Below are 19,546 nucleotides of genomic sequence, written 5' to 3' on the forward strand. Positions count from 1 at the left end.
CTGATATGATATACGTGGTCAGGATGACGGTCTCGCAATGGGGCGTCCGGGTGCCGGCCCGGCAGGGAGAGGAGACGAGGCAGGCGCTGATACGTGAGGGCGCGCTCGATGCCTCGCTTAAGCTTATCCATGACGGGGACTCGCTCATCCTGCCGGTGCTGGAGGAGCGTGAGGGTGCGGAGTGGTGCGGGTTCCAGGCACACCCGGGCCGGGAGTCCCAGCCCCGGCACGAGCTGGTCGGCGGGATCGCGATCATGCAGGATGATGATCCGGGCGGTGCGCAGAAGTTACTCGCTTCCCGGCCCTCGCTCCACACGGTCGTCTTTGCCGAGGGCGAGGTTCACGGCGAGTACCGGACCCGGGAGTTCAGGGTCCTTGCCGGTATACCCACGACCCGTACTCAGGTGACCGAACACGGGTTCACGTTCGCGGTGGACCTTGCCGGCGCGTACTTCTCGGCCCGGCTCTCTACCGAGCGCCAGCGGATCCTTGCGCAGGTCCACGAAGGGGAGGTCATCCTCGATATGTTTGCCGGGGTTGGGCCGTTTGCGATCACGCTTGCGAAACCCGCCTCGCTTGTTGTTGCCTCGGACCTTAATCCGAAGGCGATTGAGCTGATGCTGGAGAATATCGCACAGAACCGGGCGAAGAATATCCTCTCCATGCTCGTGGATGCCCGGCACCTCGATCGTATCCTGCCATGGAAATTTGACCGGATTGTGATGAACCTGCCATTGTCCGGCACGGAATTTTTACCGGAAGCATTCCGGCTTTGCCGGCCGGGTGGGACGATCCATTTCTACTCGCTGGTTTCTGCGGAAGGGATGCACTGCGCCCGGATCCAGGAGTTGGGTGGAACGGTGCTTTCCGAGCGGGTGGTGCGGTCGTACTCGCCTGGGCAGTGGCATGCGGTGTATGATGTGCGGGTTTGCGGATAATTCATTAATTTGTTACCTAGCGCTGTTGTTACGTTTACGATGCCTTACGCGCAAAACGCCTCGTCGGGTTTTGCGCCACTCATTACCTTTTCGGACATCTCGCAACCGGGGGCATCCACGTGGCGGGGACGGAGCCCCCTTGAGCGTTAAATCTCTCCTGAATTTCTCATTCATCCACCCCATGAAAGGCGGATTCTGCCAACCCCATGGGGGGAGGGGGTACCCCCCACATGCCATTTTTGCTATCGAAACCAGATCGTTCCCGTCGGCAAACGTACATCTTCATACATCACAACGGCGGGGGGTACCCACCCCTCTCTCAGTGGGAGGGGTAGCTACCCCCTCCCCCCCTTCGTTTTTAATGGCACCCCCCGACCCCCGCTTATGAAACGGGAGGGGTGGGTACCCCCCCTTGATGTTAAAAGCCGGTATTTTACATGGATTTCATCCGACCGGGTCGGATCATCAGTATGCCGGTCGGGAACTTTCCCACGTCGTAAACAAAAAAAGAGGTTACTCCACCGGCACGAACTTCGTGCCATAGTGGATGATGCCGCTCTCGCCATCGGTGGCGATCCGGCGGAATACACTCTTGACCCGCATGCCGAACTTCACGTCTTTGGGGTCGCAGATGATCTGGGTGGTCATCTGGGGCCCCTCATCGAGCTTGATGATGGCGAGCACATACGGCCCGGGGGAGGAGAACTGGTCGGGTGCAGTCTGGATGATCGTGTAGGTCACCACGGTTCCCTTCCCGGAGAACTTGTGGTCTACGATCTTGCCGGTCCTGCGGCAGTCAGGGCAGAATGTCCGCGGGGGGAAGAAGTGCCTTCCGCAGGTCTCGCATTTCGTGCCGATCAGGTTGTAGCGCTGGGGGATCTTTCTCCAGAATCGTGCTACCGTCATGTTACACTCTCCCGAGAATGTGCACGGCAACTGTTGCACCGGTGCCGCCCACGTTATGGGTCATGCCGATCTTCGCGTTCTCGACCTGCCGCCTGCCCGCGTCGCCGCGGAGCTGCTGGACGATCTCGTACACCTGCTTGATACCGGTTGCGCCGACCGGGTGGCCGCAGGCCTTGAGGCCGCCGCTCGTGTTGACCGGGATCTTCCCGCCGAGCGCGGTCTCGCCGTCTGCGGTAAACTTGCCGGCCGTGCCTTTCCTGCAGAACCCGAGGTCCTCAATGGCACAGATCTCGGCGATAGAGAAGCAGTCGTGCACCTCCACCATGTTGATGTCCTTGTGCGTCAGCTTTGCCATCTTGAACGCCCGCTGCCCTGCGGCAACGGTCGCGTCAAGGGTCGAGATATCGCGCCTGTCGTGGAGGGCGATGGAGTCGCTTGCCTGTGCGGTGGCCAGCACCTTGATCGGTGTGTCCGTGAACTCACGTGCCCGCTCAAGCGGTGCAACGATGACCGCAGCTGCCCCGTCCGTGATGGGCGAGCAGTCGAAGAGCCGGAGGGGATCGGCGACCATGGTGGATCGCAACACGGTTTCCAGCGTGATCTCCTGCGGGAACTGGGCGATCGGGTTGCGTGCACCGTTGTAGTGGTTCTTTACGGCCACCTGTGCCAGCTGCTCGCGGGTCATGTGGTACTTATGCATGTAGTCGTTGGCGATCATCGCGTAAAGGCCGGGGAATGTCGCGCCGACAAACCCTTCCCACTCGCGGTCCGCTGCCCCGGTGAGAGCGTCGGTGGTTGCACCGGGCTCGACATCAGTCATCTTCTCGACACCGGCTGCGACAACGATATCTTCCATACCACTTGCGACCGCGATCACGGCCTGACGAAAGGCAAGACCGCCGGATGCGCAGGCCGCCTCGACACGGGTCGAGGGGATGTGCCGGGTGGCCATTCCTGCGTAGTCCGCGATCAGGGCACCGATGTGCTCCTGCTCGATGAACCGGCCTGCACTCATGTTGCCGACGTACATTGCATCGATCTTTTCACCGGAGAGCTGGGCATCCTCAAGGGCAAGTGCCCCTGCCTCGACGAAGAGGTCGCGGAACGAACTCTCCCACTTCTCCCCGAACCTGGTGCAACCTACACCGATTACTGCTACGTCTCTCATACCTGCATCACCAGTTTTCCCTTGTGTTTCGCGTACCGTGCATAGTCCAGGTAGATGGGGTCCTTGAGGAGTCTCTCCACGCTTGGAGCTGCCTCGCGGTTGATTTTATCCTTGATCGCATCGGTCACTTCGATGTCGAACGCGTCGCTACCAGCACCGGAGCCGAACGAGCAGACGAAGATCGTATCGCCAGGCTTAGCGATGTCCAGCGTTGCTGCAAGACCTATCGGGGATGCCCCCGAGTAGGTGTTGCCGAGGCGCGGGACGACAAGGCCCGGCTTGATCTGCTCTGTGGTGAAGCCGAGGTCCTTTGCCACCTTCTGCGGGAACTTCGCGTTGGGCTGGTGGAAGACCGCGTAGGTGAAGTCCTTCGCCGTCTTCTTCGTCTGTTCGAAGAGGAGGTTGCTTCCGCCCTTCACGTGCTTGAAGTACCCGGGGTCGCCGGTGAACCTGCCGCCGTGGCGGGGATAGTCCTGGCCCTCGCGGCGCCAGAAGTCGGGCGTGTCGCTCGTGAACGAGCAGGTGTGGTGGATCGTGGCGATCGGGTCGTCGTTCCCGATCACGAAGGCCGCACCGCCCGCTGCCGCAGTGTACTCGAGCGCATCGCTCGGCGCACCCTGCGAGACATCGGAGCCGATTGCAACCCCGTACTTGATCATCCCGCTTTTCACCATGCCCATGCAGGTCTGGATCGCTGCGGTGCCTGCTTTGCAGGCAAACTCGTAATCCGCTGCGGTCATGTTCGGCGTGGCACCAATTGCCTCGCCCACGGTACATGCGGTCGGTTTGACGGCGTACGGATGGGACTCGCTGCCAACGTACACGGCGCCGATCTCTGCAGGGTCCACATGCCTGCGGAGCAGGGCATTGCGGGCCGCTTCGACAGCGATCGTTGCCGCATCCTCGTCCATATCGGGAACGGACTTCTCAAATACGCCAAGACCGCCGGTGATGTCGGACGCGTTTGCGCCCCACACACGGGCAATCTCTTCGACCTTAATGCGGTATCTCGGTATATACACACCGTAGGTAATGATGCCTACCATTCTTTCTCCCTCAGGGTACTCACGATCTTGTCTACATCCATGCTCGTACAGAATACGGTGATGCGATCGCGTTCTGCCATCTTTGCCACAATCGGATGTACGTCAGGAGCATCGATTCCCTGCAGCACCACGCATCGCGGCTTGAACGGAGTAACGCGGATCGCAACCATCGGCGATTTGCCGGTCGAGACGTTGGTGAAGACCAGCGCCCGCTCGGTGCTCCAGCCATAAATGCGGTTGAACTCATCGGATGAGAGCTGCATGATCGCATTCAGGCTGTTCACCACCGTGTAGCCGAAGATGAGCTGGTCGTCCGACCCGCAGAGCAGGGTGCAGTTGATCGCATCGGCAAAGTCTTTTAAGGGGACTGCATTCCCGTACTCGTGGAGATCGTAGATCACGTCATCCTCGACATTCGAAAAGAGCATGGTTGAGAATTTCTGGATGTGTTTCCCGCCGGTCTCCTCGTCAATAGCGAGGAGTGTGTCGACTATCTTGCCGACAACGGCGGTGCCGGGACTTTTCCGTCTGCCGCTTTCGTAATCGCTGATGACAGACGGGGAGACCGCGAGGCGATCCGAAAGGACGCCCGGCGCGATCTCAAAGTTCATACGCCACTTCTTCAGCGCATGTCCCGGTGAGTCCGACAGCGTAATTTCACCTGCCATCTTCTCGGCAAGCTGGTTCCGCAATCCGGATTTCATGCTCATGATCAAGGAGCCCGGGTGTTATATAATTAACGAACATGCATTCGACACAAAGCGAACCACGACGGAGTATTTCCCGGAGAGCAACCCATAAATAATAAGCATCTCAATTTTGATAAGCATGATACCAGCGGAGGATCTCCAGTGTCTCAAGGCGATTGCAGTGCGGGGCGGGTGCCATGGTCCGGTCTTCGTCTCCACCCAGAGCATCGGCGAGATGCTTGCGATCAGCCAGCAGACGGCGTCGCGACGGCTCAAGGGGCTTGAAACAGCGGGTTTCATCACAAGAACGATGGCCGCGGACGGCCAGCATGTCACTGTGACCAAGTCTGGTGAGGAAGTGCTGCGGAAGGAATACCAGGAGTACTGCCGGATTTTTTCAGAGGGCGGCAAGACCTATCTTCTGAACGGTACTGTGGTCAGCGGTATCGGCGAAGGCAAGTATTACATGAGCCTCGGGCCATACAAGGAGCAGTTCACTGCCGCTCTTGGCTTCGAGCCGTACCCGGGGACCCTCAATATCCGGCTCGCCCCTTCGAGCATGACCGTGCGCAAGAAGATCGATGCTCTCGACTGGATCCGCATCAAGGGTTTCTCTACGGATGGCAGGACCTTCGGCGATGCCCGGTGCATCCCATGCCGGATCGGGACGATCAAGTGCGGCATCGTGGTACCCGGCAGGACGCACTACCCGGACGATCTTGTCGAAGTGATCGCGCCTATTGCTCTCCGCAGGAAGCTTGGCGTCGAGGACAACGACAGCGTCAATGTCGAGGTGGGGCTATGATTGACGATGCCCTTGCGGCCCTCCGGGACGGGAAGTTTATCCTCCTTTACGACTTTGACGACCGCGAGGGAGAGACCGATTTTGCGATCCGGTCTGATGCGGTTACGCCTAAGGATATTGTCCGGATGCGCAAGGACGGCGGCGGCCTGATATGCACCGCGGTCCACCCGGTCGCGGCCCAGCGCCTCGGCCTGCCTTTTGCAAGCGATGCCCTGCGGGCGATAGCGGTTGCCGAACGGGAAGGCGACATCCCGTACGACCGGAAGAATCACTCCTCCTTTTCGCTCTGGGTGAACCACCGGAACACCTTCACCGGCATCACCGACCGGGACCGGGCGCTCACCGTGAACGCGATTGCCGAGCAGGTAAAGCGTGCCCTCAACGGCGGCGGCGTGAACTTCCACGAAACGTTCCGGACGCCGGGTCACATGGCGCTCCTCCGGGCTGCGGATGGGCTCCTCGATGTCCGGAAAGGCCAGACCGAGCTCTCGATCGCGATGGCCGAGATGGCCGGCATTACACCCTCGGTCACGATCTGCGAGATGCTGGACGACGAGTCCGGCTATGCCCTCTCGAAGGCGGACGCAAAGCTCTATGCCCGCAAACACGGGTTCGTCTTTATTGAAGGGAGCGAAGTCCTGGAGCGGTGGGAACAGGAGAAGAAAGTGCGGAAATAAAACACTGAATACCTTCTTCTTTTACAATATTCCGGGTGGGCTTATCATAAGCAATGTCCGTTTGAAAAAGCCGCTTCTAAGCGGCTGTTGAAACCGTCTGGAAGTTTCAGACATTTTCAAACGCGATCACAAGGTGTCAGTTAACCAACCGTGACACGGATAATTATCCGCTACACGGATGTACAACTAACGCCAGCTCTCTCTCCGGCGTTGACTTTTTGTCCGGATCCGGATTTTTCAGAAAAAATCGCGATCGCAAAATTTCTGAACATTTTTCAATCGCGCCTTTTATCCGGACTTTTCCGGAACGTATCACTATCCCTTCATTATGCAATAATCCGGAATTTAATTTGACAACGCATATAACGCATGAAATAAAACAGCTGAAATGGATGGCAATGAAAACCTGCCCGAACTGCGGCGCACCCGTGGAATCCAGTCGTACCGTCTGCCCGAACTGCCGTGTCCTCATGAAGGAGAAGAGTTCCCTGGCACCGTATCTCATCATAGTTGGCATTATCGTCGTCGTGATCCTTGTTGCCGCGGTGCTCCTCATGAGTTCCGCTCCTCAACCGGTGACCATACCGGACCCGGCGATTACCACCCCGCCTACTGCAGTGGCTGCGTCCGCTCCGCAGGCCCCGTCCTGCATAATTGCGATCACCGGGTCGAAAGTCCCGCCCTCATCTGTCCAGCTCCGGGTTATGACCAATCAATGCGGCTCAGGCGATATTTCCGAGCTCAGGGTGACTCTCAACGGGGCACAGAAAGGTACGCTTGGCACAAACGCGGGCGCGAGCAAAACGTTTGACGGTACTTCAGGCACCAATAACGTGATTGTTGTGGCGAAATACGCGAACGGTGCAGAGAGCGTGATATTCCAGAATGCGGCTCTCTGATTCTCCCCTTTTAAAAAATACCCGGATTACTTAAAAAAAGTTATATCTTGATCTGCGCCAGCGCATCGTAGGCGATCTTCCGGAAGACCGACGGGTCGATCGTGGGATACTGCTCCTTTGCCTTCAGGATATCCGGTGTCGGCTCCTTTGCATACGCGTCGACCCGGTCCAGCGTGTGCTTTGCTGCATCCAGTACCCAGAGGTCGCGGGTGTCCTTATCGACAACCGTGATCGACTCGACCCGGACCGAGACCATGAACGTTCCGTCCGGCTTCTGGTACAGGTTGGGCTTGCCGATAACGGCAACGAATGCCGGCGTCTCGATCTTCGCCAGCTGCTGCATTGCCTCGGGCTGGTAGCTGCCGGCCATGATGAAGAACGTGCCGGTCGGATCGACCACGCGACCCCGGTAGAATATGTTCTGCTCGCCCTGCCGTGTCTTCTCGGTCAGTGTTCCGACAATGAATATACGGTTCGAGCGTTCGCCGCTTGGCAGCAGGACAAATGTCGGGCTCTTCTCGTCTTCGCCGTCCTTGAACTGGTACCGGCATTCCCGGAGTTCCGCGGCAAAGACCCGGCGTGCGGGCTCGCGCTCGAAGGCGCCTTCCCTGCGTCCCATGTCCTTTGCATTCGTGCTCATGACGGTGCCCCCCCGGCGCGGTTCAGCAGGGCCGTATGATCCGCCGTGCTGAACGTAATTTTCTCGCATTTATTGACGAGCACGCGGTTCTCGATTTCCCTGCCGTGGCAGGTGATATACCGGCCGAGCACCTTATCCCGCATCTGGAGGAAGACCTCGTCCATGCCGAGCGGGTTGTTCTCCGCGATCTCCTGCGCCCCCGCAAGGGTGATGCCGGTGAGCGACTCCACCACGTCCCGCTGGAGCAGGACGTTGTGGGTCTTCTCCCCGTCATCGAGCCAGCCCTTGATCCGGAGATCGTATACGAACTTCGGCTGGATCTCGTGGACCGGGCAGTAGTTCTGGCGCGAGAGGGCACGGTTGCAGCCTTCCACCGGGCAGCGCTTGATAATGCCGGACCCTGGCGCGATATGCACGATCGCCCCGGTCACCTCCGCCTCACCTCCGCTGACCTCGATCTCGCCCTCCTCCTGCAGGATAGTCGCCGTGTTCAGGTTCAGGGAGAGCCGGCCGTTGAACTCGTCAACACCGGCATAAAAGATATTGTAAACAGCGCCAGGCACGAGTTTCTCTTTGCCGGGCTCCTTCCACATCACGAACTTGATCGTGCCGGTCTCGTCGCCCAGCAGGCCGGACTGGAGCATCCGGTCGTGGGAGGCGTCCCACTCCTGGACAAATTTTGCCCGCACGCAGCCGATCCCGGGGTGCTGGTCCTTGATCGGTGTCGGTGTCGGGATGAGTGACCTGTCATCGTTGATCTCCTTGATCGTGGTCCCGGAATGGATCTTGAGGTTTGCGATCCCCTTGAACTCGTCCACGACCGCCGATTCAATACGGTACCACGAGCCTTCGGCCATTGCGGGGGCGTTCGACTTGGCCCAGACCACGAACCGGATTGCTCCTGATTCGTCTGCGATGATCCCGCTCTGTGCGATCGAGGGGGAGGCTGGCTGGGAGAGACCTACAACCTTGCCCTCGATGGTTACCCACTCCCCGGGAACGCTCTCTGCGATCTTCTTCTCTTCCGTCCCGCCACCTTTTCCGCCGGCCGGACTGAGGCCGGATCCCGGGACGGGGAGGTTGTACTCCTTTGCGAGTTCGTTTGTTACACTACGTTCCGCCTCGGAGGGCTGGACGCCGAATTCATCCACGAGCCTGCGGAGCTTTCCCTCGATCTTCTTTACGTCGGGGGTCTGGCCGCCTTTTGCAAATTTTCGGGAGATTCTGTCTGCTGCTTCTGAATAATCCATTTTCATACATCTCCAACTATAATTCAAAAATTACTTAGGGTATAAGTGTGCTACCATGCGGAATGAAAGTGTTGCTTTGCATCCGGGATCGCAGGTGCCGGATTACCTCACCTGCCCGAACCGGGCCGGCTGCTTGTAGCCACTATGGAGAGATTTATCTGACCTGAAAACCGACTAAGAGATACTATGACTGAGATCACTGCTGACAGCACCATCTATGAACTCCTCAAGGCAAAGCCCGAGGCCACCGAAGCGCTCTTCAAGTTCGGCATGGGCTGTGTCGGGTGTGCGATCGCCCGCGGCGAGACCATCCGTGAAGCCGCCGAGGCCCACGGCATCCCCCTCCCCGAACTCCTCTCTGCCCTTGGCGTAAAAGAATAATTTACAATATTCTTTTAGTCGTGCAGTAAAACCGCACGAGCATCAAGGAGTAAATACTTTTTTTTATGTGGGCCTGAGGCTCTGCATTGGTATTGGATAATTGAAGTACACTATCCTGTCTCTGCATCCGGGATCCGGATCATTAAAACCAGGAAAAATACAGGTCACGGGATATGCCGTAACGGGACTCCTGTACCGGCAGCAGCCAATGATCACTGCCACAGGATTACGGTATTTCTCCCTTATGTGCTGCAGCGAACTTCATCAGCTCCCAGCGTGATGCCCCGGGGTATTTCCTGAGATAGGTTGCAACTGCCGGTGCATGGAGGAGCGTGCAGCCCGCGCAGTTCCAGACCCGGCCGCCATGCGAGCTCTCCACCCACTGGCCGAGCGACTCGGTTTGGCAGGGATAGAACGGGCAGTAACAGAAGTCGCAGGACTGTCCCTTGAAGTGACAGGGATAGTACGGGCATTCGTGCGGGGACCATTCTATCCAGTGCCCCCCCTGAAGCCGGCTGTAGACGAAGAAGGCGGGTCTTCCTGACGATACGCCCGCATCATGGCGCCGGAGAGCCTCGGGGATACCGTGGAGCACTGCCTCGCGTACCCGGAGGCCGGGCTCCGTGAGCCTGCCGGCGTACCGGTGCCGGGTCTCACCCTCACAGGCAGTGATCACGGCGTCCGCTGGTGTCCCGGTGAGCGGAAGATCGAGAGCAAGCAGCGCCTCGGTTTTGGCTTCCGTAGCCACCATGATCAGTTCAAGCAGGGCCGCGTCCTCCATCCCCTCTCTGCTGTGCACGATGATGTTGATCGTGCCGGCACCGGACGGGGGTTCACGCCGGATGCCGGCAGTGATGAAAACCGTGATGCAGTCGTACTGGAGCACGCACGTCTGGTTGACGGGGATCGCAGTCAGGAGCCCGAAGAGTTCGCTGCCGATCCCGGCGCCAGCAGCAACAAGCTCTATCTCCTTTCCCGGGTCCGCATCATCCCAGCCGGGCGGCACGGTGTGGTTGAAGAGCGTGGCAACGGAACGGATGCCGCCGGCGATGCCGGTGCTGGCAGCGCGGAACGTTCCGCGGATGAAAAGAGTATTGGTATTGAGGTAATATCTCATGCAACGGAATATCGGGTACGGTCCTTGAGCTCCTGCTGCTTGCCGGCATTCCAGCCGGAGACGTCCTGCAGGTACCCGGTGACCCGGCTGATTTGGGTGACGTCATGGGAGCCGCACTCGGGGCAGACCGCCTGGCCGCAGAGCGGGCAGTACTCGATCCCCGAGATCACTTCATGGGTGCAGTGGCAGTGGTCGAGCGGACACATCAGCTCGAGGTGAGTCTCGCCGCAGTTCGGACACGGGTTCTCCTCAACGATGAGGTGGCAGGTGTGGCACTTGTACTTGCGTTCGCTTTCCGGGATATCGGTTAATTTCTTGTATTTCTCTGCCAGCTTCCGGTGTTCTGCGGTCCAGTCCATACTATAACATTGCAGAAGTCCTTAATAAATTTTTAGAACCTTCAGGTTCGACCAATCCGCAATTCGTCGTATATAAAACGCTCATATGCGGATCTGGTCAGGATTTGGAGTATATTAATAAATCTTTACTCCTTACCGGACAGATGAAAACGTCTTTATCGCGGTTACCGGGTCCTTTGCTTCGTAAATTGCCCGTCCCACGATGATCCCGTCCACGATCTGTGCGATCGCTGCTGCGTCCCCGCCCTGGGCTCCGACTCCCGGTGAGAGGATCTTCCGGTTCCCCACGATCTTCCGAAGGATTTTCACGCGCTCCGGCCGGGTGGCCGGGGCAATGATCCCGTCGGCACCGCAGGAGACCGCGAGCTCCGCGATCTTCTCCGCGGTCCCGCTATGGAAGAATGCGGTGGCCCCGGGATGGCTCATCTCCGCCACTACGAAGCATGCGCCCCCGTAATCGGCGGCCGCGTCCACGCAGGCCTGCACTGCATCGCCCCCGGTGAAACCGTGGCAGATGATCGAGGAGAACCCGGCATCGAAGACCTGCTCGGCGATCAGCCGGTTCGTGTTGGGGATGTCGGCCAGCTTGAAGTCCGCGATGAGCGGGAGGTCCAGCGCCTCGAGATCCCGCGCTATGGAGAGGCCGGCCGAGAGAACGAGCGGGTAACCGAGCTTGATCGCGTCGAGATGCGGGGCGCACAGTTCGGCGATTGCAAGCGCCTCTCTCTTTACGGGTACGTCCAGCGCAAGAATCAGCTCTGTCATTTCGCCATCCGCTCCATGACAGCGGCGACCAGCATGGGGAGGGTGATCGTCGCGTCTCCATAGACAGTCACAGCCTGCGCTTCCTCCGTGATCTTGCCCCACGACCGGGCCTCGTCCAGCGTTGCGCCCGAGAGCCCGCCGAGGTCCGGCCGGTCGCCCGTCAGCTGCACTGCGTAATCGAACCCGTTCGGGGTCATGAGCATGCTCTGGAGGATGAAGTTCTTGGGCACGCCGCCGCCAACGAGCAGTGCACCGGCCTTTTTCACCGAGAAGCAGCGGTCCATGAGGGCCGGCATGTCGGCGAATGCGTCCACGGTCACCTTGTTCGTCTGCGAGAAGAGCCAGTACTGGAGGCCGATCATCGAGTCCTGCACGGCAGGGCAGTAGATCGGAATATGGTTACGGGCCGCGGTGTGCAGGATGCCGGATTTCGCGTGCTTCCCGATGTGTTCAAGGAGTGCGGAGATGGAGATTGTGCTTCCGGGCTCGAGCTCGCCAAAGACTTCCTGCATGAACGCCTCGAAGTGCTCGAATGCCTCGTTCGGGAGGTAGACATCGTAGATCCGGTTGATCTCATCGTGCCGGAGCTCGATGTCGTTGCAGAACGCGGTGCCATGGAAATGGTGGCACCCGATCGCCTCGATGACATCGTGCGTGAGGTTGGCGCCGGTCGAGACGAGCACGTCGATGTGTTTTGCCCGGATCAGGTCCGAGACGATCCCGCCCATTCCCGCAGGCACCATTGCCCCGGCCAGCCCGAAAAACTTCGTAGCCTCGGGGTCGCGCAGCATCTGCTCGCAGATGTTGGCAGCCCGGTACAGCGCCCCGCCGTTGTAAGCGCCGGCCCCGCCCATTGCCTCCACCAGTTCGTTGACCGTCATGCCCGGCTTCACATGGAGCTGGGTGACCGGCTCATCGCATGGTTGCGTCATGATTCTCCCCACTTGGTGCAGGAGTATTGATCTTCTTGGCTGATAACAGTGTTTCAGGAAGAATCACGTCATGACCCGATTGAACGAATCTCCCCTGTCCTTATGGAATCGCCCGGAATTCTCTGCCACGTATTACACAACGACCAGATGGATATATTTTTTGTACCGGTTTCAGGAAGGTATATACCCTTTCGGGATGGTCTTTCCACTATGCAGGAAGTCCGGCTAACCCTCAGAAAGAGGGCATTTCCGAGCCAGGGACGGGTGCGCTTCAATATCGCGCACCTCCCCGATCTGGGAATACTTGAAGGGGATCGTGTCGATCTCATCAATGAAACTACCAAAAAATCCGTCACAACCACGGTCATCGCTGATACCATGGTGCGGCAGGGGCAGGTCCGCGTGAGCGAAGAGGATCTCAAAGCGCTTGGCCTCAATGATGACGATGAAGTTCTTGTCAGGAAAACCCCCCCTCTGCAGGAAAAGATCAAAAAGGCGGCAGCCAATGCAGGCACATCCCTCTCAAAGAGTGCCGGTAAACTGGATGACGCGATCAGGAAAACTGCGGGCGGGGTAAAGACCGAAGCAGCAGAAACTGCAGTTTCTGCAAAAAAAGAGACAAAGAAAGTATCGGACCGCATCGGAAAGGCGGCAGTAAAAACTGCCGGTACCGTTAAGAAAACCGTGAAGAAGGCAACAGGATCCAGGGATAACCGGTAATAGCACCGGTTTAAAAAGAAAGGGATAACAATCCGGTAACAGGGAGAATCAATGGCACCAGATGCAGTAATCACCGACACCGTTCTTGTGGGAATCCTTGTCGTTCTCGGTATGGCAGTCGTGTATCTCATCATCCGTGAGATACGGATCATGAAGACCTCCAACCGTACGACCGAACTGGAACTGGAGAAGGATAAACTCAAACTCCTCCAGCAGCACGAAGCCTCCAGGGTATTCTCATTTACCCGGCTCTCTGCAGAGCAGACCGCTGCGATCAGACAGGTCGAAGATGAGAACACAGACCTTGAAACGACTCTCTATGCAAAGGAAAAACTCCTTGAGATGCGTTTAACCCGGCTTGAGAACCTCGTGAAAACGAGAAAACTGGATAACCTCCTCAGTAATGTCCAGGAACAGGAAAAGAAGGTGAAGTAAACCATGTACCCTGTTGTCAACCAGAACCCGGACCAGAATCTGACGGGCGGTTCGTTCTGGGACCAGTTCTCCCAAGTCCCCGGGACGATCGAATCCAGGGTCCCGACACTCGATAAATCGCTTGATGCCTATTTCGACCAGCACTTTGCTGCCATTATCGAGGAATGGGACCTCGTGACCGAAAGCGATCTCCACCGGCTCGAAAGCCGGCTGACACGGGTAACCGATGAGATCAGTGGTTTTTATGCAGGAAAAGTGACCATCGAAGCGCGGGCAAAACAGCTGGATGACCTGATCGCATCATTGGAGAGATCGCTATGATTGGCATGAACACGTATCTCAATGCCTACGTGGATCGCCGGATGAAATACATAGTTGACGAATGGGATCTCTCGACCGGGGCGGATCTTATTGACTTTACGAACCGGCTGGATGCACTCGAACAGGAGATCCCCCGCATGAAAGCCTTTGAGCATGCAGCATCGGACAAACTGACCGAGCTGGAAAACCGTGCCGGCAAACTGAAAGGGAGGATCTGACATGGACATACTGGAATTCATAATCCTCGTCCTCATCCTCTGTGTCACCGTGTTCTTGGTGTATTATTTTTTCCGGGGCGCAAAAGGGAATATATCGCTCACCCGCCCGGTGGAGAGCCGGGTAGATGAATACCTTGACCGCAGGTTCCAGAGCATGGTGGAGGAATGGCAGCTGGTCTCCCACCCGAAACTCCAGACGTTCAGGGAACAAAGGACCCCGGAGATTGAGCAGAATGAAGCACGCCTTGCTGATCTGAAGAACTACGAGTCCGGGATGCAGACCATGCTGGTATCGCTGGAGGCACGACTTGACACTCTGGAAAAAGAGCTTGCCGGGAAAGGAAGCACAAAAAAGTAAGGACTCCCCCGATCGCTTTCGCGAGCTGAAAAAAGAGGTTACGGTGATGCGGAAACAGGGGGAACCCCCGGCAAAGGATCCCCATAGCTTCGCGCAGTACACGTGTGATCTCTGCAGCACGCCCCACCCGGTATCAGAGCTCCGCCAGTGCGTGCTCTGCGGGCGCTGGGCGTGCGATGCCTGCTGGAAGGAGGATTTGTACACCTGCAGGTCCTGTGCCGGGCTGATAAAGATCCATTCGCTGACGGGCAAAGGATAATCTTCCCCGCTTTTTTCCATCCATATGATTATTTTTCCTCTCACGAAGTACTACAACAATGTCGTGCCTGGATCCTGCAGCACCGGAAAGGTCGGATGCCCCCTCCGGAGATCCAGACCGGGCGGCAAACGCCCTCTTCCACGATCTCACGCACTGGCGGGAGCAGCTTGCCCGGAGCATAGCACGAAACAACCTTGCCCTCAGGAGCGGGGGGATCGCTGCTGCCACGAACCGGATCCTGTTCTCGTTTCTCTTCCTGCGGATTGCGGAGGACAGGGGCCTTGTTGGGGAAGGCACCCTGCAGGAAATAGCAGATCACGCAGACCGGTACGGGCAGCTGCTCGAGATCGCGGCCCCGCTTGCTGTGCTCTTTGAAATGGAGACGGGTGCGGCCCCTCACGGTGCAGTGCCGATAGGGACACTGGTAATTGAAGATCGCGTGGTCCATGCCATCCTTACCCGTCTCCTTTCCACGGGCCGGCCGTACAGGTTCGCCGTTATGGAGACCGAAACCATTGCAGAGGTGCTGTCCCGGTACCTTGCCCGCACGATCCGTCGGTCTGCTGTGCACCAGGCTGACGTGGTCGATACTCATGACACGGTACTCTCCTGTGGCAGTCAGGTACCCCCGCCCCCCGTGATCCGGTATCTCGCCGGGAATGCCCTGCGTGCGGCCGAAGAAGGCCGGTCGAAGCATGAACTGCTGCCGGTCCGGGTAATTGATCCCGCCTGCGGGACCGGCACGGTGCTGCTCTCCGCGTTCCGGTACCTTCTTTCTTCCCGTGGCGGAGAACGGCTGACCTTTGAGGAGCGGCACGCGATCCTCACGGGCTCGCTCCACGGGGTGGACTCAAACCGGCACGCAGTTACCGCAACCACGATGCTCCTCCTCTTCATGCTCTGCGAAGGTGACAGGCCGGTCCCGCAGGCACAGTTCCTCGGCTTTTCCGCAGGGATCTTTCGGGAACTCAGGCATATGATACGGTGCGGGGATGCCCTGATCGGTCCGGATATCGTGGACGACGAGTCATGGGCGTTCTGCCCGGCGCGGGAACGTCACACGATCCATGCCTTTGCGTGGCACGTGGAATTCCCGGAGATCTTCGCCTCCGGGGGATTCGATGCGGTGATCGGGAACCCACCCGGGGGCTTGATCGAGCAGAAAGAGTGGATCCAGCGTTACCTCCAGCGGTATTACGCAGTCTATGATCCGGCAGCCGACCGGTCTGCATTCTTCATCGAGAAGGGATTCACACTGCTCCGGTCCGGCGGGACCCTTGGCATGTGTACTACCGATCGCTGGCTCCGGGGCCGTACCGGCACATCGCTCCGCTCGCTGCTCATAACACACCAGATCGATGAGGTTACCTGCATTGCCGGTACTGGCGGGGATCCTGATGGACCCGGGCTTTGTATTATCCGGGTGATCAACCAGCCCCCGTCCCGACGGCCCCGCGTGGCGCTGGTGGATGCGGGGTTTGTGGGAAATATTGAAGAGTTCGTGGTGAGGTATGCGTTTCCCGTAGACCACGAAGCGCTCGGCGAGGGCGGCTGGTCGTTGCGGGATACCCGGGCGGAGGCGATCGTTGAGAAAATCCGGCAGGCTGGCACTCCGCTCGAAGAGTACGTGATGGGGGAACTGCATACGGGAACCGGGTGCATTCCGGGCCCGGGATTCGTGATCGATGCCCGGGCCCGGAATGCACTGGTCAGCGCGGACCCCCGGTGCAAATCCTTCCTGCGGCCGGTGATTGACGGTGCTGCGATCGGGCGGTACGAGCCGGCGTTATTGGGTTTTTATAGGATCTTCATACCAGATGGCTGGACTATTGGCCACCCGGCCGCAGTGGCCAACCCCTGGCGCTGGTTTAAGAAACGGCACCCGGCACTGGCCCGGCTCCTCAAAGAACAGATCGGTCAGGCAGCGCATGCCGGTGGCGGAACGAAAACGAAGCCGGCTGGTCCCGGGGATTGCTGGTGGGAGACCGCGTGTGAAGATGACAGCTTCCGGGAAAAATCCCCGCAAATCTTTTTCCGGGAAAGGTTTAGGCAGCCTGCATTTTTCTATGATGGCGGCCTGGCAATCCCCGGCAGCGGGGCTGTTGCGCTCCCGGCGTCCGGCCCGTACCTTGCCGGTGTCTTGAACAGCCGGCTGATCGCGTTCGTGTTTGCGAAAACTGCGAGCATGTCCGGACGCGAACGGGCGGAGTACTCATGGGACGATCTCCGGTACCTCCCGGTCTACACGCCGGATTTCGATGACCCGGCTGATGCTGGCCGGCACGACCGGATCGTTTCGCTCGTGACCAGGGTGCTGGATCTCAAGAAGCAGGTCTCGCGTGCAGAGACGGATGAACAATGCGGGACACTCCGGGAAAAAATTGAGGCAGCCGACCGGAAGATCGACCGGATCGTGTATGAACTCTACGGGCTGAGTGAAGAGGAGATTGCAGTGGCTGAAGCGAACTCTGCCTGAACGGCAGAGCAGGCTGGAGTGGATGGAGAGGAAATTCCAATTTCTGCGATGTGCGGGGGTCATCAGACCCGGGTCATGAGAAGAACCCGGCAGGGTTCTTCGACAGAGGTCGTGACAGTGTCTTTCCGTCACGGCCCCCCTCCAAAACGGTCATATCAGCCTCCGGGCAGCCTCTTTTTTCAAACCTCCTGAACTATGTGCAAAAAATGGGGGCTGCTGCAAGCCCGCTATTTTGCAGGTTCAAAAGCGCCATTTCTCCTTTTATTCCTGCGGAATCGTGTGATACACAGGATTTTTCATTGGCGTGGACATCATTTCCACTCCGCCCGGAAATGACCTTCGTCCGTTTGGCAAAAGGAGCGTTTTACGGGCTTATCTGACTTCATCCCTCCTTGTCCCCCTCCTTACGGAGGGGTATGTCAATCCGGTACGGGGCCTTCTTCCAGTACTCTTCCCGGTAGTGGGTGTTCCGGTAGTTTTCCGCTGTGTTCTCTTCGATCTCCGCAGTGGTATCGGGCAGGAACGTAGAACCGGCGATAAGCCCGCTCGTTCTGGGTCCGGACCCAGAGCTCGCGGGGAATGTACGGCGGAATGGGAAGCGCCCGGAAATCCGCGACATCCTCCGGGAATTCTTGTTCAATGATACAATCATAGCTGAGCCCGTACCGGTGTTTTTTCAGTTTCACCGCAAACATGATTGATGGCCTGTACATAAACCCGTCAAAACTTACGGACGGATCGGTATTGTCCGTCCAGTGGTAGCCCATGCGTTCTGCGCATTTTTTCGCTTCATCCTTCAGGCTGGCTGCCTTTCGTCCCCGCATAACATTTCACTTCCAGTTCATCGCGTATTATAAATTCACTCTGAAATATTTCTCTAAGAGAATGAACCGGAATGTTAAAGGCTTTCCCGCTTCGAAGGTTCCGCTTTAAAACCGGGGGCGATCTCCGGCAGCCAATTATTCAGGCAGCCCACGGCATAATGGTTTGGCCAGGTGTCGTCTCGCTGTCGGAGGGACCTCATACCATCCAGTCTCCAGCGTGCGGGGAATCTCCTGTACGTCTGGCGCATCTGTCCGGGCCCCGCATTTTTTGCATTTCCAGCCCTTGGCCTTGCCGTCGCTGGTCATCCGCTTGTTGCATGCAGTGCAGACCGGCGGGCGCGTTGAAATTGTCGAAGCCCGCGCTATAACCCGCATCTTCTCCAGATTGATGCTCCCTTTCTTGTAGCTCCCACACGCGATCACTGCATCGCCAGGCACGAGCCGGCGGACGATCTGCCGGAAATTCTTCGTGGGTTCGTAGGCCATGCACCGTACCTCATGATCGCCGTCCCGGATCAGGAGTGAAACATGCCCGCCCGTGCCGGTCTCTGGCGCTCCCCCTACAATCCCGCGGACCCGGTACGAGAGCCCCTCGCTCAATGCTCCGATGGTCCCGTCGACCAGGTGGGCATCGGTTCCCTGGTTCGTCACCCAGATCTGTTCGAGGCCGGGTTGTTCGGATGCAACGAGCTTGCGGGCGGCCATTACCCACTTCGGGCTCTCCCCCCGGATCCCGAAGAGGACCGGGTCGGGCGTATGCGGTACGCAGACCACGACATCGTTTACGCGATCCACCGTGTCCCATGTATGCGGGAATGTGGCAGCCTCCGCAGCAAACAGGCTCGCCCGGTCCACTGATCGGGGCGTGCCGAACCGGCCGGGCTCGCGGTATACCAGGATCTCGGAAGTCCGGTCTTCGAGCCTGCTTGATACCGCAGCCGTAGCACCGATCAGCCCCCGCCGGTTCTTCCAGCCCCGGTACCGGGCACCTGCCCTGTCAAGGATATGAACAGCATCTTCGATCTCGCAGAAGTCTTTTACCGCCCGCTCATAGAACGTCGGATTGAGCTGACGGTCAACAACAACCACGCCGGGATTTGTGTTTGCGCACGAGAAGTCCGCGAGTTCCTCCACGAATGCACATGCCATCCCAAACGCACGGTCCGGGTCGCCTTCAACGTCCAGCATAACCGCAGCATTCCCCCGGGTCTTGAATGTGACATTCGGATTGAGCCGGACGAGCCGGGCCTCGCGTACCTGCATATGCTCCCGGATAAGACTGCGTGCGAGTACGGCCCCGAGGTAGGTTGTGCACATACCCTCTGGCGAATCCGTGTCATCAATGCCGATCAGCATGTCTATA

General features: G+C 58.4%; 24 protein-coding genes. 12 read left to right on the forward strand and 12 right to left on the reverse strand.

All coding sequences use genetic code 11. From position 1 onward, the window contains the following. Positions 1 to 5: 5 nt before the first annotated feature. Entirely contained in the window at positions 6 to 938 is a 933-nt protein-coding gene (locus tag ABSE13_RS04805) for a class I SAM-dependent methyltransferase (protein ID WP_424027359.1), read from the forward strand. A 513-nt stretch (positions 939 to 1,451) separates the two neighbouring features. On the opposite strand, the gene ABSE13_RS04810 is transcribed toward ABSE13_RS04805, so the two are convergent. From ABSE13_RS04810 to ABSE13_RS04825, 4 genes are read right to left on the reverse strand one after another with little or no spacing between them, the layout of a single operon-like run. Then, on the reverse strand, positions 1,452 to 1,844 hold the full coding sequence (locus ABSE13_RS04810) for a Zn-ribbon domain-containing OB-fold protein (RefSeq protein ID WP_424027360.1): 393 nt from the start codon (positions 1,842 to 1,844) through the stop codon (positions 1,452 to 1,454). A 1-nt stretch (position 1,845) separates the two neighbouring features. Continuing rightward, positions 1,846 to 3,012: an acetyl-CoA acetyltransferase gene (locus tag ABSE13_RS04815; RefSeq protein WP_424027361.1), complete on the reverse strand. Its 1,167-nt coding sequence runs from the start codon at positions 3,010 to 3,012 to the stop codon at positions 1,846 to 1,848. After that, the gene (locus tag ABSE13_RS04820) at positions 3,009 to 4,058 is read right to left on the reverse strand and encodes a hydroxymethylglutaryl-CoA synthase (RefSeq protein WP_424027362.1); all 1,050 of its coding nucleotides are present in this window, start codon (positions 4,056 to 4,058) and stop codon (positions 3,009 to 3,011) included. The genes ABSE13_RS04815 and ABSE13_RS04820 overlap by 4 nt, the downstream gene beginning before the upstream one ends. Next, positions 4,052 to 4,762 carry a transcriptional regulator gene (locus tag ABSE13_RS04825; RefSeq protein WP_424027363.1) on the reverse strand — a complete coding sequence of 237 codons (711 nt, stop codon included), beginning with the start codon at positions 4,760 to 4,762 and terminating at the stop codon, positions 4,052 to 4,054. The genes ABSE13_RS04820 and ABSE13_RS04825 overlap by 7 nt, the downstream gene beginning before the upstream one ends. Before the next feature lie 124 nt (positions 4,763 to 4,886). Between ABSE13_RS04825 and ABSE13_RS04830 the strand changes: the two genes are divergently transcribed. The 3 genes from ABSE13_RS04830 (at position 4,887) to ABSE13_RS04840 (ending at position 7,128) form a co-directional block, all read left to right on the forward strand. Next, positions 4,887 to 5,552, forward strand: a complete 666-nt coding sequence (locus ABSE13_RS04830) for a DUF120 domain-containing protein (protein WP_424027364.1) — start codon at positions 4,887 to 4,889, stop codon at positions 5,550 to 5,552. Then, positions 5,549 to 6,229 carry a 3,4-dihydroxy-2-butanone-4-phosphate synthase gene (gene ribB / locus ABSE13_RS04835; protein WP_424027365.1) on the forward strand — a complete coding sequence of 227 codons (681 nt, stop codon included), beginning with the start codon at positions 5,549 to 5,551 and terminating at the stop codon, positions 6,227 to 6,229. The genes ABSE13_RS04830 and ribB overlap by 4 nt, the downstream gene beginning before the upstream one ends. 392 nt (positions 6,230 to 6,621) lie before the next feature. Next, positions 6,622 to 7,128 (forward strand): zinc ribbon domain-containing protein, encoded by a 507-nt coding sequence (locus ABSE13_RS04840; RefSeq protein WP_424027366.1) that lies wholly within the window; start codon positions 6,622 to 6,624, stop codon positions 7,126 to 7,128. Positions 7,129 to 7,168: 40 nt separating this feature from the next. Here the strand turns inward: ABSE13_RS04840 and ABSE13_RS04845 are convergent, their stop codons facing one another. Next, entirely contained in the window at positions 7,169 to 7,768 is a 600-nt protein-coding gene (locus tag ABSE13_RS04845; RefSeq protein WP_424027367.1) for an RPA family protein, read from the reverse strand. Continuing rightward, on the reverse strand, positions 7,765 to 9,018 hold the full coding sequence (locus ABSE13_RS04850; protein ID WP_424027368.1) for a nucleotide-binding protein: 1,254 nt from the start codon (positions 9,016 to 9,018) through the stop codon (positions 7,765 to 7,767). Before ABSE13_RS04850 ends, ABSE13_RS04845 begins: the two co-directional genes overlap by 4 nt. 186 nt (positions 9,019 to 9,204) lie before the next feature. Here ABSE13_RS04850 and ABSE13_RS04855 point away from each other — a divergent pair, with 186 nt between their 5' ends. Continuing rightward, positions 9,205 to 9,399, forward strand: coding sequence for a DUF1858 domain-containing protein (locus ABSE13_RS04855; protein ID WP_424027369.1), 195 nt, complete (start codon positions 9,205 to 9,207; stop codon positions 9,397 to 9,399). Positions 9,400 to 9,625: 226 nt separating this feature from the next. Here ABSE13_RS04855 and ABSE13_RS04860 read toward each other — a convergent pair whose 3' ends face one another. From ABSE13_RS04860 to ABSE13_RS04875, 4 genes are all read right to left on the reverse strand, one after another. Further along, a complete protein-coding gene (locus tag ABSE13_RS04860; protein ID WP_424027370.1) occupies positions 9,626 to 10,516 on the reverse strand; it encodes an adenosylcobinamide amidohydrolase in 891 nt (296 codons plus the stop codon). Then, positions 10,513 to 10,875 carry an anaerobic ribonucleoside-triphosphate reductase gene (nrdD, locus tag ABSE13_RS04865; protein WP_424027371.1) on the reverse strand — a complete coding sequence of 121 codons (363 nt, stop codon included), beginning with the start codon at positions 10,873 to 10,875 and terminating at the stop codon, positions 10,513 to 10,515. The genes ABSE13_RS04860 and nrdD overlap by 4 nt, the downstream gene beginning before the upstream one ends. 132 nt (positions 10,876 to 11,007) lie before the next feature. Continuing rightward, on the reverse strand, positions 11,008 to 11,640 hold the full coding sequence (gene pyrF / locus ABSE13_RS04870; protein ID WP_424027372.1) for an orotidine-5'-phosphate decarboxylase: 633 nt from the start codon (positions 11,638 to 11,640) through the stop codon (positions 11,008 to 11,010). Next, positions 11,637 to 12,572 (reverse strand): deoxyhypusine synthase, encoded by a 936-nt coding sequence (locus ABSE13_RS04875; RefSeq protein WP_424027373.1) that lies wholly within the window; start codon positions 12,570 to 12,572, stop codon positions 11,637 to 11,639. The genes pyrF and ABSE13_RS04875 overlap by 4 nt, the downstream gene beginning before the upstream one ends. Positions 12,573 to 12,782: 210 nt before the next feature. Between ABSE13_RS04875 and ABSE13_RS04880 the strand changes: the two genes are divergently transcribed. Genes ABSE13_RS04880 through ABSE13_RS04910 form a run of 7 tightly spaced genes read left to right on the forward strand, consistent with a single transcriptional unit; the run spans position 12,783 to position 17,359 of the window. Next, a complete protein-coding gene (locus tag ABSE13_RS04880; protein ID WP_424027374.1) occupies positions 12,783 to 13,292 on the forward strand; it encodes a hypothetical protein in 510 nt (169 codons plus the stop codon). A gap of 51 nt (positions 13,293 to 13,343) precedes the next feature. Beyond that, positions 13,344 to 13,727: a hypothetical protein gene (locus tag ABSE13_RS04885; protein WP_424027375.1), complete on the forward strand. Its 384-nt coding sequence runs from the start codon at positions 13,344 to 13,346 to the stop codon at positions 13,725 to 13,727. 3 nt (positions 13,728 to 13,730) lie between these two features. Further along, complete coding sequence (locus tag ABSE13_RS04890; protein WP_424027376.1) at positions 13,731 to 14,048, forward strand: hypothetical protein; 318 nt, start codon at positions 13,731 to 13,733, stop codon at positions 14,046 to 14,048. Beyond that, complete coding sequence (locus tag ABSE13_RS04895) at positions 14,045 to 14,266, forward strand: hypothetical protein (RefSeq protein WP_424027377.1); 222 nt, start codon at positions 14,045 to 14,047, stop codon at positions 14,264 to 14,266. The genes ABSE13_RS04890 and ABSE13_RS04895 overlap by 4 nt, the downstream gene beginning before the upstream one ends. Before the next feature lies 1 nt (position 14,267). Beyond that, the gene (locus ABSE13_RS04900) at positions 14,268 to 14,624 is read left to right on the forward strand and encodes a hypothetical protein (protein WP_424027378.1); all 357 of its coding nucleotides are present in this window, start codon (positions 14,268 to 14,270) and stop codon (positions 14,622 to 14,624) included. 46 nt (positions 14,625 to 14,670) lie between these two features. After that, positions 14,671 to 14,883 (forward strand): hypothetical protein, encoded by a 213-nt coding sequence (locus ABSE13_RS04905; RefSeq protein ID WP_424027379.1) that lies wholly within the window; start codon positions 14,671 to 14,673, stop codon positions 14,881 to 14,883. Between the two features lie 58 nt (positions 14,884 to 14,941). Continuing rightward, the gene (locus tag ABSE13_RS04910) at positions 14,942 to 17,359 is read left to right on the forward strand and encodes an Eco57I restriction-modification methylase domain-containing protein (RefSeq protein ID WP_424027380.1); all 2,418 of its coding nucleotides are present in this window, start codon (positions 14,942 to 14,944) and stop codon (positions 17,357 to 17,359) included. 419 nt (positions 17,360 to 17,778) lie between these two features. Here ABSE13_RS04910 and ABSE13_RS04915 read toward each other — a convergent pair whose 3' ends face one another. Both ABSE13_RS04915 and ABSE13_RS04920 read right to left on the reverse strand, forming a co-directional pair. Beyond that, positions 17,779 to 18,183 (reverse strand): hypothetical protein, encoded by a 405-nt coding sequence (locus tag ABSE13_RS04915; RefSeq protein WP_424027381.1) that lies wholly within the window; start codon positions 18,181 to 18,183, stop codon positions 17,779 to 17,781. A gap of 135 nt (positions 18,184 to 18,318) precedes the next feature. After that, positions 18,319 to 19,539 carry a TiaS agmantine-binding domain-containing protein gene (locus ABSE13_RS04920; RefSeq protein WP_424027382.1) on the reverse strand — a complete coding sequence of 407 codons (1,221 nt, stop codon included), beginning with the start codon at positions 19,537 to 19,539 and terminating at the stop codon, positions 18,319 to 18,321. Positions 19,540 to 19,546 lie beyond the last annotated feature (7 nt).

Origin of the sequence: Methanoregula sp., assembly GCF_049518935.1 — an archaeon.
In the GTDB taxonomy this organism is placed as follows: Archaea; Halobacteriota; Methanomicrobia; order Methanomicrobiales; family Methanospirillaceae; genus Methanoregula.